Raw genomic sequence first — 17,407 nt, 5'->3', positions numbered from 1 at the left:
ACTTCTATTAAACCAGTACCCCCATTCTGGCAGGCACTTGGTCGGGCAGGAAGAGGGCCTCCACATATCCGGTTTGGCAGGCCGAGCTTTGGCCCCGCGGGGGACAATAGGGCCATGACGCTCAAGATCCCTGAATTACTCCTGCCCGCCGGTTCGCTCGAAAAAATGCGCGCCGCCTACGATTTTGGCGCTGACGCGGTGTACGCCGGTCAGCCACGGTACTCCCTGCGCGCGCGCAACAACGAATTTCGACTGGAACAGATCCAGATCGGCATTGAAGAAGCTTACGCCCGTGGGAAAAAGTTTTTTGTCACCAGCAACCTGCTGCCACACAACGACAAGGTGCGCACCTATCTGCGCGACATCGAGCCCGTCATCGCCATGAAGCCGCATGGCCTAATCATGGCGGACCCCGGCCTGATCATGATGGTGCGCGAAAAATGGGCGGAAGTGCCGATCCACCTCTCAGTGCAGGCCAACACCGTGAACTGGGCGACGGTAAAGTTCTGGCAGAAAATGGGCGTGGTGCGTATCATCCTTTCGCGCGAACTAAGCCTCGACGAAATCGAGAAGATCCGGGAAGAATGCCCCGACATAGAGCTTGAAGTGTTTGTACACGGCGCGCTTTGCATCGCCTACTCGGGCCGCTGCCTGCTGTCAGGCTATTTCAACCGCCGCGACTCCAACCAGGGCACCTGCACCAATGCGTGCCGCTGGAACTACACACCACAAGCCGGTACCGACGACACTGATTCCGGTGAGGTCCAGCCCTTGACCCTGGAAGACGGTTTCAGCTTTGCCGAGGAGCAGCAGGACGCCGACCAGACGTTCGCGGCTTGCGGCGGCAACCCGCGCCACCCGCTGGCGGACCGGGTCTACCTGCTTGAAGAAAAGGAGCGCCCCGGTCAACTCCTGCCCATCATGGAAGACGAGCACGGCACTTACATCATGAACAGCAAGGACCTTCGCGCCGTGGAGCACGTGGAGCGGCTGGTAAAAATCGGGGTTGATTCGCTCAAGATTGAGGGTCGCACCAAAAGCCGTTACTACGTCTCCCGCACCGCACAGGTCTACCGCCGCGCCATCGACGATGCCGCCGCCAGCCGTCCGTTCAACCCTGCATTAATTACCGAATTGGAGGGCCTGGCCAATCGTGGCTACACCGGTGGCTTTCTGGAACGTCGCCCGGCGCAGGATTACCAGAACTACGAAACCGGGAGTTCCGAAATGCGCCGCAGCCAGTTCGTCGGCGAGGTCAAAAGTACGCGCGATGGCTGGGCCGAAGTGGAAACAAAAAATCGGTTTCAGGTTGGCGATACGCTGGAAGTCATTCACCCAAGCGGTAACCGTACCGTGCAACTCACGGGCATGAAGAGTCTGGACGGCGAAGACATTAACGTCGCTTCGGGAAGCCCGCTACGGGTCTGGATTCCGCTTCAAGCTCCGGTGGACGGAGCACTGCTGGCGCGACTGCTTTAGTGCGTATGTCAGCCAGCACCGACACGTACTTTGGACGGCGGCTGATGACCGACTTTTCTCAGATCGCCTAAATTCCGTAGAGAAATTAACTACTCAACGGAGTCTGTATGAGCACCATCCCGTCCGACCATGAAAAACTTTGGGATCTGATCAAAGACATCAGATTCGGTATGTTCACCCATCGCCATGCCAATGGCATGCTTCACAGCCTGCCGCTGACCACCCAGAACAGGTCTATGGATGAGGCCGCTACGCTTTTCTTTTTTATTTCCCGTAAAAGTGAAGTGGACAGTCAGATTCAGCAAGACAACCATGTCAACGTGGCTTACAGCAGTCCAAGCGACGACCGCTACGTGTCGGTCTCAGGCGACGCGTTTCTTGTCGAAGACTCCGGCAAGAAAGAAACGCTTTGGTCCCCCATGGCCAAGGCCTGGTTTCCGGGCGGTCCGACCGACCCCGACCTGGCGTTGATGGAAGTACGTATCAATCACGCGGAATACTGGGATGTGAAGGAAAGCAAGATGGTTCAGCTGGCAAAAATGGCAAAGGCAGCCTTCACCGGTGAGCCCCCGCGCGATCTGGGCGAGCACAAGGAATTACGGATGTCGTAAAGGTTGAATGCCGTCTAGCTGCACGCAGAGTGCACTAGACGCCGCTCGAACTGGCGCGGGCCAGCCGACCAGCACATATTCATCCCCGCAAAAAAAAGCCCGGCCGTATTTACAGCAGAGCTTTTTTATTTATCCGACCACTCGTGATGCCGCCGGCTCTGGTCAAACGAACTTTAAGCGGACACGCTGTCCTTGACGGTTTCAGCCAGATCGGTGTAGTCCTTGACCTGGTCAAAATTCAAATATCGGTACACCTGCTCACTGACCGGAGCCAACACCCTCATGTCCGCCATGTACTCCGCTTTGGTCGGGATGCGCCCCAGCTTGGAGCAGATGGCAGCCAGTTCCGCAGATCCCAGGTAGACATTGGAATTTTTCCCCAATCGATTGGGGAAATTGCGGGTGGAGGTGGAGAAGACGGTCGCGCCCTCTTTCACCTGCGCCTGATTGCCCATGCACAAGCTGCAGCCTGGCATTTCCAGGCGCGCACCGGCTGAACCGAGCACGCCGTAATGGCCTTCTTCGCTCAGTTGCTTCGCATCCATTTTGGTGGGTGGCGCCATCCACAGCTTGACTGGAATATCACGCTTGCCTTCGAGTAGTTTTGAGGCGGCGCGGAAGTGGCCGATGTTCGTCATGCAACTGCCGATGAACACTTCATCGATCACGGCGCCTGCCACATCGCTCAACGTCTTCACGTCGTCCGGATCGTTAGGGCAGGCCACGATCGGCTCATGAATGTCGGCCAGGTCAATCTCGATGACGGCAGCGTATTCGGCGTCGGCGTCGGCCTTGAGCAGTTTCGGGTCTGCGAGCCAAGCTTCCATGGCGGCGATGCGACGCTTGATCGTGCGCACATCCGAATACCCTGTCGCAATCATCCACTTCAGCATCGTGATGTTGCTGGTGATGTACTCAATGATGGGCTCTTTGTTCAAATGAACGGTGCAACCGCCAGCAGAACGCTCGGCCGACGCATCGCTCAATTCAAAGGCTTGCTCGACTTTCAGGTCAGGCAGGCCTTCGATTTCCAGGATGCGGCCCGAGAAAATGTTTTTCTTGCCCTGCTTCGCAACCGTCAACAAACCCGCCTTGATGGCGTACAGAGGAATCGCGTTGACCAGATCGCGCAGTGTGATGCCGGGCTGAAGCTTGCCTTTGAAACGCACCAGCACACTTTCGGGCATGTCTAGCGGCATCACGCCCGTGGCGGCGCCGAAAGCGACCAGACCGGAACCTGCCGGGAAGCTGATCCCGATCGGAAAACGCGTGTGGCTGTCGCCGCCGGTGCCGACGGTGTCGGGCAGTAGCATCCGGTTGAGCCAGCTGTGGATGATGCCATCGCCGGGGCGCAATGGGATGCCGCCGCGGTCGCTCATGAACTCAGGCAACTCATGATGCATTTTCACGTCAACCGGCTTCGGGTACGCTGCGGTGTGGCAGAACGACTGCATCACCAAGTCCGCGGAAAAACCCAGGCAAGCCAGATCTTTCAACTCGTCCCGGGTCATCGGGCCGGTGGTGTCTTGCGATCCCACCGACGTCATCCTGGGTTCGCAGTATGTGCCGGGACGCACGCCCTGACCGGCTGGCAAGCCGACCGCACGTCCGACTATTTTTTGGGCCAGCGTAAACCCATGGCCGCTGTCTGTAGGGTTCTGCGGCAAACGGAACTGGGTAGACACCGGCAAGCCCAATGCGGCACGCGCCTTTGCGGTCAGTCCGCGGCCGACGATCAACGGAATACGCCCACCGGCGCGCACTTCGTCAAACAGCACCTCACTCTTGAGCTTGAACTCGGCAATCACCTTGCCGTCTTTCAGCGCCTTGCCGTCATAGGGGCGCAGTTCAATCACATCGCCCATGGCCATCTGGCTGACGTCCAACTCGATCGGCAACGCGCCAGAGTCTTCCATCGTGTTGTAGAAAATCGGCGCGATTTTGCTGCCCAGGCAGACACCGCCGAAGCGCTTGTTAGGAACGAAGGGAATGTCTTCGCCGGTAAACCACAGCACCGAGTTGGTCGCCGACTTGCGCGATGAGCCAGTGCCCACCACGTCGCCGACGTAAGCCACAAGGTTTCCCCTGGCTTTGAGTTCGTTAATAAATTTAACCGGACCGCGCTTGCCGTCTTCTTCGGGCGTGACGCCAGGACGTGCGTTCTTGTGCATGGCCAGCGCGTGCAGCGGAATGTCCGGGCGACTCCATGCGTCGGGCGCGGGAGACAGATCGTCGGTGTTGATTTCCCCGGCGACTTTGAAGACCGTCAGCTGGATCGATGGGGGGACTTCCGGGCGGCTGGTGAACCATTCCGCGTCGGCCCAGCTCTGCAGTACCGCTTTGGCGTACGGGTTGCCTTTGTCGGCTTTTTCCTGGACGTCATGGAACTGGTCGAACATCAGCAAGGTGTTTTTCAGGCCGCTGGCGGCTTGACGCGCGACGCTCTCTTGCGCGTCGTCGAGCAGTTCGATCAGCGGGCTGATGTTGTAGCCGCCCAGCATGGTGCCGAGCAGTTGAGTAGCGTGTACGCGTGAAATAAGCGCACATTTTTCTGTGCCGTGCGCCACCGCCGCCAGGTAGCTGGCCTTGACTTTGGCCGCGTTGTCGACACCGGCCGGAACCCGGTGGGTAATCAGTTCCACCAGAAACGCTTCTTCGCCTTTGGGCGGATTCTTTAGCAGCTCAATGACCTCACCCGTCTGCTTGGCCGACAGAGGCAGAGGAGGAATCTCCAGTAGCGCCCGTTCGGCGACATGGTTGCGGTAGGTTTGCAAGAACTCGGATGACATGCGGGCTTTTCCTGTATTCAAAATCGTTGAGGGAATCGTGCGTCAAAAAGGCGTTTTATTTCGTGATCGCCACGGGCTTGGGCGCATCCAGCACGCTCGGGAGCGGGTTCAGCTTTAACGCCTCGGCCATCGCCACTTGCGTCGGGCTCATGCACTCATCAGCCAGTCGAACGCCTAGTTTCTGGTTCATCAGCATCGATTTGTTGGCCAGTTGCAGCCATACCGCACCCGCTTTCTGGTCCTCCAGGCGAATTGCACCGGTCGTGGTGGGGACTGGGAACATACGGTATTTGAAGTTTTTCCCCAATACATCAAAGTAGCCGGGTGCTTTGGCGTCGGCGGTGAGCGTGACCGATGCACCGAGTTCGCACGGCAGCTTGCCCACTTCCACGCGCTCGGCAATTTGAAGCTCGGCAGGGGTTAGTGCCGCTTCGGCGGCTTCTATGCCCGCTGCCACATTTTTAGCGGCACTCTTGAGATTGGTACGGCTGGCGCTGACCGCAGGCTTCTTCTTTTTGGCAGTATGGCCGGTGGTCGTCTGCGCGGTCGCCAGGCTGGAGGCTGCCATTAGCAGCGCTGCGGCGAGTGTGACGACAGCGGGTGCGGTGTGGGTGATTTTCATGATGTCTCCTTGAATTGGATCGGACCTGCTGAGTGATAGCTCAGTGAAGAGCCGTCTGAAAATAGATTTTCGCTTCTGGCGGAAGCGCCCTGCCGGTCTGATGCGCCCGCTCAAGCACTTGCCAGAAATATCGGTAGCTTGCGCGGTCGTGCAATTTACCCTCGAAACTGATCGGCGCCCAGTTAGAGCGGTCGGCAGCAGCTATTATTTTTGTCGCCTTTTCAATCTCGCTCTCGCTCGGGGAAAAGGCCGCGAGGATGGGACGGATCTGATTGGGGTGGATGCTCCACATGCGGGTGTAGCCCAGTTCCCGGGCGGCACGTCGCGCGGCAATCTCTATGGCCCCAAGGTCATTGAACTCCGTCACCACACAATGCGAGGGTACCTTTCCGTAGGCGTGACAGGCCGAAGCGATCTCCAGCTTCGCACGCACCACCAGCGGGTGGGAGAACTGCCCCTGACTGCTCATGCCTTCAGCCGGAATCGCGCCGCCATGAGCAGAGACGAAATCCATCAGGCCGAAGCTAATGGACTGCACCCGGGGATGCGCGGCGATTTGAAACACGCGATGAACAGCAGCCGGAGACTCAATCAGCACATGCAGCGGCAGATGGTCGGCCGATGCAGCACGCAACGCTCGCTCGGCCTTGATCACGTCATCGACGGATTCCACCTTGGGAAGCATAATGTGCGAGATCGTGTCCGCCAGATTTCCCGCAATGACGGCCATGTCCGATTCAAAGGCGGGATGCCCCACCGCATGCACCCGGACAGCAACGCGCGCCTTGCCACTGGCCAGGGTGGCCAGCGCGACCACCATCGCCGCGTGGTCCGCTTCACCGCCCATTGGCGCACCGTCTTCACAGTCCAGCGTGACGTCAAAAACGCAAGCACCAAACTCTTCGATCATCTCGGCCTGCAACTGAAGGCTTTTGCGCATTCGCGCCTCCACCCCGCTGTAATGATCGCAAACCGGTAGACCACAAGAGGCCGCCTGAGCGCCCAGAAGAACTTCCCGGGGATGCAGCACTGCGCCCACGCCTTTTACCGCGCGTGGTCGGCGCTCCCCCGCGAGGGCTTTCGCAACTTGAGACGGCTGGGCGGCCTTCATGGGATTACAGCAAGTGCGCTACGCCGGCTTGCTCGTCCTGCAACTCTTTCAGAGTTTTGTTGATCCGCTCCTGGCTGAATTCGTCAATCGCAAGCCCTTGCACCAATTTGTATTCGCCGCCTTCGGTGGTCACGGGGAAACCGAAGATGACGTCTTTGGGGATGCCGTACTGACCCGTCGATGGCACACCCATCGTGACCCACTTGCCGTTGGAGCCCAGCGCCCAATCACGCATGTGATCAATCGCCGCATTGGCAGCGGACGCTGCGGAGGACACGCCACGCGCTTCGATGATGGCCGCGCCGCGTTTGCCCACGGTAGGCAGAAACACCTCAGCATTCCAGACCTGGTCGTTGATCAGATCTTTCACGTTCTTGCCATTGACGGTGGCGAAGCGGTAATCGGCGTACATGGTCGGCGAGTGGTTGCCCCACACCGTGAGTTGTTCGATGTCTGCCACTTTCGTGCCGGTCTTGGCCGCGATCTGGCTCAGGGCGCGGTTGTGGTCCAAACGCAGCATGGCGGTGAAGTTTTTGCCTGGCAGATCTGGCGCGCTCTTCATCGCAATGTAGGCATTGGTGTTGGCGGGGTTTCCCACGACCAGCACCTTGACATTGCGGCTGGCGACGGCATTGAGTGCTTTTCCTTGGGCGGTGAAAATCTGGGCATTGGCAGCCAGCAGATCGGCGCGCTCCATGCCGGGACCGCGTGGGCGGGCACCGACCAGCAGGGCGTAGTCAGTGTCTTTAAAGGCGGTCATGGGGTCGCTGTGCGCCTCAATACCGGCGAGCAGCGGAAACGCGCAGTCGTCCAACTCCATGATCACGCCTTTGAGCGCTTTCTGGGGACCTTCAACAGGAACTTCCAGCAGTTGCAAGATGATCGGTTGATCTTTGCCCAGCATTTCGCCAGAAGCAATGCGGAACAGCAATGCATAACCGATTTGGCCGGCTGCACCAGTAACGGCAACACGAACGGGTTTTTTGCTCATGACGAAACTCCAGAAAAGTTAAAAATCGGTTGGCACAGATTGTGAAATAAGAGATTTGGCGTCAGCCCGGGCTTTTCGGATAAATTGGGATCGCCTTAAACCGCTTGGAGAGAACCCCAAAATGAGCAGGCTGCGCATTAAACTCAGCGCCATATTTTACGCTTGAAAAATGTACGAAGTCAATTTGTCTTATATCTTATATAAGATATGATTCCAGGTAATTCCCTGCCTTCTACCGAGCCGATGCGCGTCGAACCGCCATTTAAATCGCTGTCTTCATGGCAACCATTTTGTCCCCATTGACCCACCCCGTCGCCCTCACTGCCGCCAGCGAGGCGGGCGCGGGTGTTACGCCGGCTTTTAGCCCGCTGTATCAACAAATCAAGGTCTTGATCCTGAAAAGTCTTCAGACGGGAGAGTGGAAACCGGGCGAATCAATTCCCAGCGAGATGGACCTCGCGGCGCGATTTCGCGTCAGCCAGGGCACGGTGCGCAAGGCGATAGACGAGCTTAGCGCGGAAAACCTCGTCATGCGACGCCAGGGCAAGGGCACGTTTGTCGCGACCCATGCCGAACACCACGTGCAGTACCGCTTCTTGCGATTGATGCCTGACAAGGGCGACACCAGCAGCGAGGGGCCGGCCGAACGGCGCATCATCGACTGCAAACGTCAGCGGGCTTCTGCAGACATTGCCCGCCCGCTCACCCTGCGTCCGGGCGACGCCGTGTTGCAACTGCGCCGGGTGCTGGCTTTTCAGGGCGCACCCACCATTCTTGAAGACGTCTGGCTGCCAGCCGGTCCGTTTAAAGGCCTGACCGCTGAGCGGCTCGCCACTTACCATGGTCCGATGTATGCCTTGTTCGAAACCGAATTCGGCGTCCGCATGGTGCGTGCCGAAGAAAAAATCCGGGCGGTTGCGGCCGATGCGGCCGCCGCCGAATTACTTGAGGTGCCGGTCGGCGAGCCGCTTTTGAGTGTTGAGCGTACCGCCTTTACTTATAACGACCTGCCCATGGAGTTGCGCCGGGGCCTCTATCGCACCGACACCCACCATTACAAAAACGAGCTTAGTTAACGGTAATACTTGAGAACCCACCAAGGTTTGCAAATAGCTTTGCTGCATTGCAATAGAATTAAAAGGTTGGACTGGCGACCGCATCCCCGGTTACCACCAGTTATAAAAATCCACGAAAGCCCAAAAAATGACTGAGCTGGCATCTAAACAGCGTTCCAATCGGCCCGAGTTTCGCAACATCCACGCCCTCACCGATCTTCCCAGTTATCGCCTCCCCCTTGCGGGACTGGTGTCCATCCTGCACCGCATCAGCGGGGCCATCCTGTTCTTCCTGATGCCCTTTACCCTCTGGATGTTCGACACCTCGATTTCCTCTGATCTTTCCTTTGAGAAATTCAAGGCCGCATTCAATGTGGGAATGCTGGGCCTGCCCGGTGGGCTTTGGAAACTGGTCGCGCTGGCTCTGATCTGGGCCTACCTGCACCACTTTATCGCAGGTCTCCGCCATCTGGTGATGGATACCAACCATGCGGCCGTCAGCAAGGAGTTCGGCAAATCGTCTGCCGTCTTTACGCTGGTCGTCAGCATCGCCCTCACGCTCGTGCTGGGCGCCAAGCTGTTTGGCCTTTACTAATTCAACGGAAGCACACTATGTCTGTCAATTTCGGCTCCAAGCGCATCGCTGTCGGCGCTCACTACGGTCTGCGTGACTGGTTGGCCCAGCGCGTGACGGCAACCCTGATGGCCCTCTTTACCCTGGTGGTTTTGGCGCAGATCATTTTCAGCAAAGGGCCTATCGGCTACGACAAATGGTCCGGCATCTTTTCGTCTCAATGGATGAAAGTGCTGACTTTCACCGTCATCATCGCCCTGCTAATGCACGTGTGGGTGGGCATGCGCGACATCTGGATGGACTACATCAAACCAGTCCAGTTGCGGCTGCCTTTGCAGGTATTCACCATGGTGTGGATGGTTGCTTGCGCCGGCTGGGGTATTCAGGTGCTGTGGCGCCTCTGAATCCCTTCTGACTTTTTGACGACCAACTGTAAAAAATTATGACTGTATCTTCCAATCTTCCCAAACGAAAATTCGACGTGGTGATCATCGGGGCCGGCGGCTCCGGCATGCGTGCTTCGCTGCAACTGGCCAATGCCGGTTTGAACGTCGCGGTCCTCTCCAAAGTATTCCCGACGCGCTCGCATACCGTGGCGGCGCAGGGCGGCATCGCTGCATCGCTGTCGAATATGAGCGAGGACAACTGGGATTACCATTTCTACGACACCGTCAAGGGCGGCGACTGGCTCGGCGACCAGGATGCGATTGAGTTCATGTGCCGCGAAGCGCCCAATGTCGTTTATGAACTCGAGCATTTCGGGATGCCGTTCGACCGCAACCCCGACGGTACGATTTACCAGCGTCCGTTCGGCGGCCACACGAGTAACCACGGCGAAAAAGCAGTGCAGCGCGCGTGCGCCGCGGCCGACCGGACCGGCCACGCGATGCTGCACACGCTGTACCAGCAAAACGTCAAGGCCCGTACCAACTTCTTTGTGGAGTGGATGGCGCTGGACTTGATCCGCGACGCAGAAGGCGACGTGGTGGGTGTGATCGCGCTCGAAATGGAAACCGGCGACGTACACATTCTTGAAGCCAAGACCGTGCTGATGGCCAGCGGCGGCGCGGGCCGTATTTTTGCGGCATCGACCAACGCCTTCATCAACACCGGTGACGGCCTGGGCATAGCGGCACGGGCCGGCATTCCGCTGGAAGACATGGAGTTCTGGCAGTTTCACCCGACCGGCGTGCATGGCGCTGGCGTACTGCTGACCGAGGGCTGCCGCGGCGAAGGAGCCATTTTGCGCAACAGCGATGGCGAGCGCTTCATGGAACGCTACGCGCCCGCTTACAAAGACCTGGCGACACGCGATTTTGTGTCACGCTGCATGGACCGGGAAATCAAGGAAGGCCGCGGTTGTGGGCCGAACAAGGATTACATCAACCTCGACATGACCCATCTGGGTGTCGAGACCATCATGAAGCGACTGCCGTCGGTGTTCGAGATCGGCCATAACTTCGCCAACGTCGACATCACCCGTGAGCCGATTCCGGTGGTCCCGACCAATCACTACCAGATGGGCGGTATCCCGACCAACATCCACGGGCAGGTGGTCGCGCCGAAGAACGGCGTCAGCGAGGTTGTTAACGGTCTTTATGCGGTGGGCGAATGTTCCTGCGTCAGCGTGCACGGCGCCAACCGGCTGGGCTGCAATTCCTTGCTCGATCTGCTGGTCTTCGGGCGCGCCGCGGGCAATCACATCGTTGAGTTCAATCAGAAGAACAAAGCCCACAAACCCCTGCCCGCCGATGCAGCCGACGCCTCGCTGGCGCGCCTGAGCCGGCTGGAATCGACCACGGGAGGCGAATACGCACAACGAGTGGCCGACGACATCCGGGCGACCATGCAGCTGCACGCGGGCGTATTCCGCACGCAGGTCAGCATGGACGAAGGTGTCGACAAAATCGCCAAGCTGCGCGAACGCGTCGGCAACATCGCCCTGGCTGACAAGTCGAAAATTTTCAACACCGCTCGCATTGAAGCCCTTGAGGTCGAAAATATGATCGAAGTGGCGCAGGCGACCATGGTTTCGGCTGCCGCGCGGCATGAATGCCGTGGCGCCCACACCGTTCTGGAATATGAGCGCCCTGCCGACGACGTCGATTGCCCGCTCGGTCGTGACGACAAAAACTGGCTCAAACACTCGCTGTGGCACAGCGCGACGAACACCCTCAGCTACAAGCCGGTTGTCCTCAAGCCGCTGACAGTTGAGTCCATTCCGCCCCAGGTCCGCACATTCTGATCCGGCGAAGTCAAGGAGAAAATCAAATGGCGAAACGTACTTTTCACATCTACCGCTACGATCCGGACAAGGATTCCAAGCCCTACATGCAAACCATTGACGTCGAACTCGATGGCAGTGAGCGCATGCTGCTGGATGCCTTGATGAAACTCAAGGCGCAGGACCCGACCATCTCGTTCCGCCGCTCCTGCCGCGAAGGCGTCTGTGGCTCGGACGCCATGAACATCAATGGCAAGAACGGTTTGGCCTGCCTGACCAACATGCGCACGCTTGCGGGCACGATCGTTTTGAAACCGTTGCCAGGTTTGCCTGTCATACGCGATCTTTTTGTCGACATGACGCAGTTCTTCAAGCAGTACAACTCGATCAAGCCTTACCTGATCAACGACAACCTTCCGCCCGAAAAAGAACGCCTCCAAAGCCCGGAAGAGCGGGACGAGCTAAATGGCCTTTACGAGTGCATTCTGTGTGCCAGTTGCTCCACGGCCTGCCCTAGCTTCTGGTGGAATCCGGACAAGTTCGTTGGCCCGGCTGGTCTGCTGCAGGCCTATCGCTTCCTGGCCGACAGCCGCGACGAGGCCACCGAAGAGCGACTGGATAATCTGGAAGATCCTTACCGCTTGTTCCGCTGCCGCACCATCATGAACTGCACCGATGTCTGCCCGAAAGGACTCAATCCTGCGAAAGCCATCGGCAAGATCAAGGAAATGATGCTTCTGCGAACGGTCTGAAAATGGAACCTAGCGGACTTACCGATAAGACATCCGAACTACTTGACCAGCGCGGTTTAAGCAAGCTGAGGTGGCGCTGCCGCCGCGGTCTGCTGGAAAACGACCTGCTGATCGAGAAATTCTTTTTACGCCATGAATCCACATTGACCGTCAGGCAAGCCAAAGGCTTGGCTGATTTAATGGAACTGGCTGACAACGATTTGCTCGACCTGCTGCTAAAAAAGAAAGAGCCCGGCCAGCTGACTGAGACCAAGGCACAAGCCACTGCCTCCACAATGGAAGCATTTGAAGTTTTACACGTGCTCCGCCCTGCGGCTGCCGGGCCCCTGACCAGCCCAATTTGATACGAGAGAAAGAACCGAACATGAAGTTAGCCGACAATAAAGCCACCCTGTCCTTCAGCAATGGCAGCCCGAGCGTAGATTTGCCCATGTACCAGGGCACTGTAGGCCCTGATGTTGTGGACATTCGCAAGCTGTACGCGCAGACCGGCCTGTTCACGTATGACCCAGGTTTCTTGTCGACGGCGTCCTGTCAGTCTGCCATCACCTACATTGACGGCGACAAGGGCGAACTGCTGTACCGCGGTTACCCGATTGAGCAGCTCGCCACCAATTGCGACTTCCTGGAAACCTGCCACCTGCTGCTATATGGCGAGTTGCCCGACAGCGACGAGAAAAAAGATTTTGTCAGCCGCGTGACCACCCACACGATGATCAATGAGCAGATGCAGTTTTTCCTGCGGGGCTTCCGCCGCGACGCGCATCCGATGGCCATCATGACCGGTCTGGTCGGGGCGCTGTCGGCCTTCTACCATGACAGCACCGACATCAATAATCCAGTGCATCGCGAAATCGCCGCGATCCGCTTGATTGCCAAGATGCCAACGCTGGTGGCCATGGCCTACAAGTACACCGCAGGCCAGCCTTATATGTACCCCCGGAACAACCTGAGCTATGCCGGCAACTTCCTGCACATGATGTTCGCCACACCGTGTGAAGAGTACAAGGTCAACCCTGTGCTGGAACGCGCGCTGGACCGCATCTTCATCCTGCATGCGGACCACGAGCAGAATGCATCGACGTCCACGGTTCGCCTGTGCGGTTCATCCGGCACCAATCCATTCGCGGCCATTGCAGCCGGTGTCGCCTGTCTCTGGGGTCCGGCGCACGGCGGCGCCAACGAAGCCGCGCTCAACATGCTTGGTGATATTCAGAACAACGGCGGCATCGAGAAAATCGGCGACTTCATCAAGCAGGTCAAAGACAAGAACTCCGGTGTCAAGCTGATGGGCTTTGGTCACCGCGTCTACAAAAATTACGACCCGCGCGCCAAACTGATGCAGGAAACCTGCAAGGAAGTGCTGCGTGAGATGGGCTTGGAAAACGACCCGTTGTTCAAGCTAGCGATGGCCCTGGAAAAGATCGCACTGGAAGACGACTATTTCGTGTCCCGCAAGCTCTACCCCAACGTCGACTTCTACTCCGGCATCGTGCAGCGCGCCATTGGCATTCCCGTGCAGCTGTTTACCGCGATCTTCGCACTGGCCCGCACTGTGGGCTGGATTGCGCAGCTCAACGAAATGATTGGCGACCCCGAGTACAAAATTGGCCGTCCGCGTCAGTTGTACACCGGATCAACTCAGCGGGACGTGAAGCCCCTGGCCCAGCGCTAAGCTGGCAATCGTTTTATCGCCCTACCCCAGGCCTGCCAGATGGCAACATCGGCGGGCTTTTTAATGTGTGGCGCTCAATAATCGCATCGCATCGGCTGCCATGCGTCAGAGGCTTTCTTAAATCGCTGATCGAGTCCGTCCGATAGGCGCCGCACCCAAAGCCACGACCAAGTTTCAAACTATTGTTTGAAGGACAACCATTTTGGCAGGGTAGTCATCTCCTATTACGATGACTATTTTTTGTTTAATTGGAACAAAATGTAGATTCATCGCCAAATGCGATGCCGTCACACCATGTCCATCAAAAGCTCTGATCGTAACTTCGCCCGCCGCATTGACTTGACTTCGCTCCAGTTATTTGTAGCGGTGTGCGAGCTCGGCAGCATTGGCAAAGCGGCTGAGCGCGAATTCATTGCCGCTTCCGCAGTCAGTAAGCGCCTAAGCGATCTGGAGGCCACATTGAGCACCCCGCTGCTTTATCGCCACGCCCGGGGCGTCGACCTGACCCCGGCGGGTGAAAGCCTGTTACACCACGCCCGCTCGGTACTCTTCAGCCTTGAAAGAATGCAGGGTGAACTGAGCGAATACGCCAACGGAGTGCGCGGCCATGTGCGCATACACGCCAGCATTTCGGCCATCGTGCAGTTTCTGCCCGAGGACCTTGGGGCCTTCATACGCCAGCATGCAGAGGTCAAGATCGACCTGGAAGAACACCTCAGCACGGAGGTGACGCGTGCGGTTCAGGAGGGCGCTGCGGACCTGGGCGTCTGCAATACCGCCCATGGCACGGGGGACCTCCAGACCCGCCCCTACCGCAATGACAAATTAGTGCTGATCGTTCCCAGAGGGCACGATCTAGCTGCGCAAAGTGCTATTTATTTTGAAGCAGCCCTGGAGTACGACCAGGTCGGCCTGCCTTCCAACAGCTCGATTTACCTGGCTATGCGGCAAGCAGCGGCGGCCGTGGGCCGCACCCTCAAACTGCGCATCCACGTCACCGGACTGGACGCCATGTGCCGCATGATTCATAACGGCTTGGGCGTGGGCGTGATGCCGCAGCGCGCCTTTGACTTAATGCACGGTGTGGGTGAACTGGAAGCCGTCGAGCTGCTGGATGACTGGGCGGCGCGCCAGATCGAGCTGGTGGCGCGGGATTTCTCCACACTACCGCTGACCGCCCGGCTGCTGGTCGATCACCTCACCACGCCCGCAGCCCCCTAAAATCACATTCGAGATCACAAAGGAAACCCCATGGGACGCACCCTCTACGACAAAATCTGGGACGAGCACGTCGTTCACACCGAAGAAGACGGCACCTCGATTCTTTATATCGATCGGCATCTGGTCCACGAAGTCACCAGTCCGCAAGCCTTTGAGGGCTTGCGCGAAGCAGGCCGCAAGGTTTGGCGTATCAGCTCGATAGTCGCCACTGCCGACCACAACACCCCCACCACTGGCTGGGAGTTGGGCTACGACGGCATCACCGACCTGGTCAGTAAAGAGCAGATCACCACGCTGAACAGCAACATCAAGGAATTTGGCGCAGCGGCGTTCTTTCCGTTTCTGTCAAAACGTCAAGGCATCGTGCATGTGATCGGCCCCGAAAACGGCGCGACACTTCCTGGCATGACGGTGGTTTGCGGTGACTCGCATACCTCCACCCACGGTGCTTTTGGCGCGCTGGCGCACGGCATCGGAACCAGCGAGGTCGAGCACGTCATGGCGACGCAAACCCTGCTTGCGAAAAAAGCCAAAAATCTGCTCATCAAGGTCGAAGGTTCGCTGCCCAAAGGCTGCACCGCCAAGGACATCGTACTGGCCATCATCGGCAGGATCGGCACGGCAGGCGGCACCGGTTTCACGATTGAATTTGCCGGCTCGGCGATCCGCGCGCTCAGCATGGAAGGCCGCATGACCATCTGCAACATGGCCATTGAAGGGGGTGCGCGCGCCGGCTTGGTGGCAGTGGACCAGAAAACCATCGACTATCTGAAAGGTCGTTTGCTGGCCCCTGGAACGGACCCCAAAACCGGCCAGTTTGTCGGCGGCCCGGAATGGGACATGGCGGTGCAATACTGGTCCACGCTGCACTCCGATGCCGATGCAACATTCGATGCGACGGTTGAGCTGGATGCCAGCCAGATCCTGCCACAAGTGAGCTGGGGCACCTCGCCCGAGATGGTGCTGTCGATCGAAGACAAGGTGCCCGACCCCGAGAAAGAAAAGGACGCCAACAAACGCAGCGCCATTGAGCGGGCGCTGACCTACATGGGCCTGGAGCCCGGCAAGGCCCTGAACGATCTGTACATCGACAAGGTCTTCATCGGGTCGTGTACCAACAGCCGCATTGAAGACCTGCGCGACGCCGCGGCGGTGGTGAAGAAGCTCGGTCAGAAAGTTGCCAAAAGCGTCAAGCTGGCCCTGGTGGTGCCGGGCTCTGGCCTGGTCAAGGAACAGGCCGAGCGCGAGGGCCTCGACAAGATTTTTATTCTGGCAGGTTTTGAGTGGCGCGAACCCGGCTGCTCCATGTGTCTGGCGATGAACGCCGACCGACTGGAGCCAGGCGAGCGTTGCGCCTCGACCAGCAACCGCAATTTTGAAGGCCGTCAGGGTGCCGGAGGCCGCACCCATCTGGTCAGCCCAGCCATGGCGGCGGCAGCGGCGGTGCATGGCCATTTTGTCGACATCCGCAAATTTGTCTAAGCCCACGCTTCAGGAAAATTATTATGAAAAAAACTACGGCACTCCTCATTCTTTCACTCGGTTCACTGGCCTTTTTACTGGTCGGATGCAATACCTTTCGAGGCATCGGACAAGACGTGCAAAAGGTTGGCGAGAAAATTGAAGGCTCTGCGAAGAAAAAATAATGCAAACATTCACTGTACACAAGGGCCTCGTGGCCCCGATGGACCGCGAGAACGTCGACACCGACGCGATCATTCCCAAGCAGTTCCTCAAGTCGATCAAAAAAACCGGTTTCGGTGTCAACCTGTTTGACGCTTGGCGCTACCTGGACGCGGGCTTCCCCGGCCAGGACCCAGCCGCGCGCAAGCCGAATCCGGACTTTGTGCTGAACCAGCCCCGCTATGCAGGTGCCTCGATCCTGCTGGCGCGCAAGAACTTCGGCTGCGGCTCTTCACGCGAGCACGCGCCCTGGGCGCTGGACCAGTATGGCTTTCGCGCCATCATCGCGCCCAGCTATGCCGACATATTTTTCAACAACAGTTTTAAAAACGGCCTGTTGCCTATCGTGTTGCCCGAGGCGCAAGTGGCGCAACTGTTTGACGAGGTGACCGCTTTCCCCGGCTATACGCTGACGATTGATCTGGAACGCCAGGTCATCGTCAAAGCGCAAGGTGAAGAGCTACCTTTCGAGGTGCAGGCTTTCCGTAAATATTGCTTGCTCAACGGCTTTGACGACATTGGTCTGACCCTGCTCCAAACCGAAAAAATCAAGGCGTTTGAAGCCGAACGCCTGGCGCAAAAGCCCTGGCTGAACCATACGGTTTCGACCTGATCCATCA

Annotated in this window: 17 protein-coding genes; 13 read left to right on the top strand and 4 right to left on the bottom strand. The window is 58.1% G+C overall.

Annotation, left to right across the window (positions count from 1 at the left end; translation table 11 throughout):
- The first annotated feature begins 114 nt into the window (after window positions 1–114).
- Window positions 115–1,479 (top strand): tRNA 5-hydroxyuridine modification protein YegQ, encoded by a 1,365-nt coding sequence (gene yegQ, locus HHJ16_RS12375; RefSeq protein WP_296900979.1) that lies wholly within the window; start codon window positions 115–117, stop codon window positions 1,477–1,479.
- Window positions 1,480–1,586: 107 nt separating this feature from the next.
- A complete protein-coding gene (locus HHJ16_RS12370) occupies window positions 1,587–2,090 on the top strand; it encodes a pyridoxamine 5'-phosphate oxidase family protein (protein ID WP_296900977.1) in 504 nt (167 codons plus the stop codon).
- A gap of 173 nt (window positions 2,091–2,263) precedes the next feature.
- Here HHJ16_RS12370 and HHJ16_RS12365 read toward each other — a convergent pair whose 3' ends face one another.
- Genes HHJ16_RS12365 through HHJ16_RS12350 form a run of 4 tightly spaced genes read right to left on the bottom strand, consistent with a single transcriptional unit; the run spans window position 2,264 to window position 7,603 of the window.
- Window positions 2,264–4,879 carry a bifunctional aconitate hydratase 2/2-methylisocitrate dehydratase gene (locus HHJ16_RS12365; protein ID WP_296900975.1) on the bottom strand — a complete coding sequence of 872 codons (2,616 nt, stop codon included), beginning with the start codon at window positions 4,877–4,879 and terminating at the stop codon, window positions 2,264–2,266.
- 55 nt (window positions 4,880–4,934) lie between these two features.
- Window positions 4,935–5,501: a hypothetical protein gene (locus HHJ16_RS12360; protein WP_296900973.1), complete on the bottom strand. Its 567-nt coding sequence runs from the start codon at window positions 5,499–5,501 to the stop codon at window positions 4,935–4,937.
- Window positions 5,502–5,541: 40 nt separating this feature from the next.
- A complete protein-coding gene (locus HHJ16_RS12355) occupies window positions 5,542–6,612 on the bottom strand; it encodes a CoA ester lyase (protein WP_296900971.1) in 1,071 nt (356 codons plus the stop codon).
- 4 nt (window positions 6,613–6,616) lie between these two features.
- A complete protein-coding gene (locus tag HHJ16_RS12350) occupies window positions 6,617–7,603 on the bottom strand; it encodes a malate dehydrogenase (RefSeq protein ID WP_296900969.1) in 987 nt (328 codons plus the stop codon).
- A 278-nt stretch (window positions 7,604–7,881) separates the two neighbouring features.
- On the opposite strand from HHJ16_RS12350, the gene HHJ16_RS12345 reads away from it, so the two are divergent.
- The 11 genes from HHJ16_RS12345 (at window position 7,882) to leuD (ending at window position 17,400) form a co-directional block, all read left to right on the top strand.
- Window positions 7,882–8,679, top strand: coding sequence for a GntR family transcriptional regulator (locus HHJ16_RS12345; RefSeq protein WP_296900967.1), 798 nt, complete (start codon window positions 7,882–7,884; stop codon window positions 8,677–8,679).
- 127 nt (window positions 8,680–8,806) lie between these two features.
- Complete coding sequence (sdhC, locus tag HHJ16_RS12340) at window positions 8,807–9,253, top strand: succinate dehydrogenase, cytochrome b556 subunit (protein ID WP_296900965.1); 447 nt, start codon at window positions 8,807–8,809, stop codon at window positions 9,251–9,253.
- 17 nt (window positions 9,254–9,270) lie between these two features.
- Entirely contained in the window at window positions 9,271–9,636 is a 366-nt protein-coding gene (gene sdhD, locus HHJ16_RS12335; protein WP_296900963.1) for a succinate dehydrogenase, hydrophobic membrane anchor protein, read from the top strand.
- Window positions 9,637–9,674: 38 nt separating this feature from the next.
- Window positions 9,675–11,477: a succinate dehydrogenase flavoprotein subunit gene (gene sdhA, locus HHJ16_RS12330; RefSeq protein ID WP_296900961.1), complete on the top strand. Its 1,803-nt coding sequence runs from the start codon at window positions 9,675–9,677 to the stop codon at window positions 11,475–11,477.
- Window positions 11,478–11,503: 26 nt separating this feature from the next.
- A complete protein-coding gene (locus HHJ16_RS12325) occupies window positions 11,504–12,208 on the top strand; it encodes a succinate dehydrogenase iron-sulfur subunit (protein WP_296900959.1) in 705 nt (234 codons plus the stop codon).
- Between the two features lie 2 nt (window positions 12,209–12,210).
- Complete coding sequence (locus HHJ16_RS12320; protein ID WP_296900957.1) at window positions 12,211–12,552, top strand: succinate dehydrogenase assembly factor 2; 342 nt, start codon at window positions 12,211–12,213, stop codon at window positions 12,550–12,552.
- Between the two features lie 20 nt (window positions 12,553–12,572).
- Window positions 12,573–13,883 (top strand): citrate synthase, encoded by a 1,311-nt coding sequence (gene gltA, locus HHJ16_RS12315; RefSeq protein ID WP_296900955.1) that lies wholly within the window; start codon window positions 12,573–12,575, stop codon window positions 13,881–13,883.
- Window positions 13,884–14,183: 300 nt separating this feature from the next.
- The gene (locus tag HHJ16_RS12310) at window positions 14,184–15,104 is read left to right on the top strand and encodes a LysR family transcriptional regulator (RefSeq protein WP_296901319.1); all 921 of its coding nucleotides are present in this window, start codon (window positions 14,184–14,186) and stop codon (window positions 15,102–15,104) included.
- A gap of 30 nt (window positions 15,105–15,134) precedes the next feature.
- Window positions 15,135–16,586, top strand: coding sequence for a 3-isopropylmalate dehydratase large subunit (gene leuC, locus HHJ16_RS12305; RefSeq protein WP_296900953.1), 1,452 nt, complete (start codon window positions 15,135–15,137; stop codon window positions 16,584–16,586).
- 23 nt (window positions 16,587–16,609) lie between these two features.
- A complete protein-coding gene (locus HHJ16_RS12300; RefSeq protein WP_296900951.1) occupies window positions 16,610–16,750 on the top strand; it encodes an entericidin A/B family lipoprotein in 141 nt (46 codons plus the stop codon).
- On the top strand, window positions 16,750–17,400 hold the full coding sequence (gene leuD / locus HHJ16_RS12295; RefSeq protein ID WP_296900949.1) for a 3-isopropylmalate dehydratase small subunit: 651 nt from the start codon (window positions 16,750–16,752) through the stop codon (window positions 17,398–17,400). The genes HHJ16_RS12300 and leuD overlap by 1 nt, the downstream gene beginning before the upstream one ends.
- The last annotated feature ends 7 nt before the right edge of the window (window positions 17,401–17,407 follow it).

It is taken from the genome of Polaromonas sp., from assembly GCF_012927485.1.
Lineage (GTDB): Bacteria > Pseudomonadota > Gammaproteobacteria > Burkholderiales > Burkholderiaceae_C > Polaromonas.
Note: the sequence above shows the minus strand (reverse complement) of the source record. Positions and strands in the feature narration are given on the sequence as shown.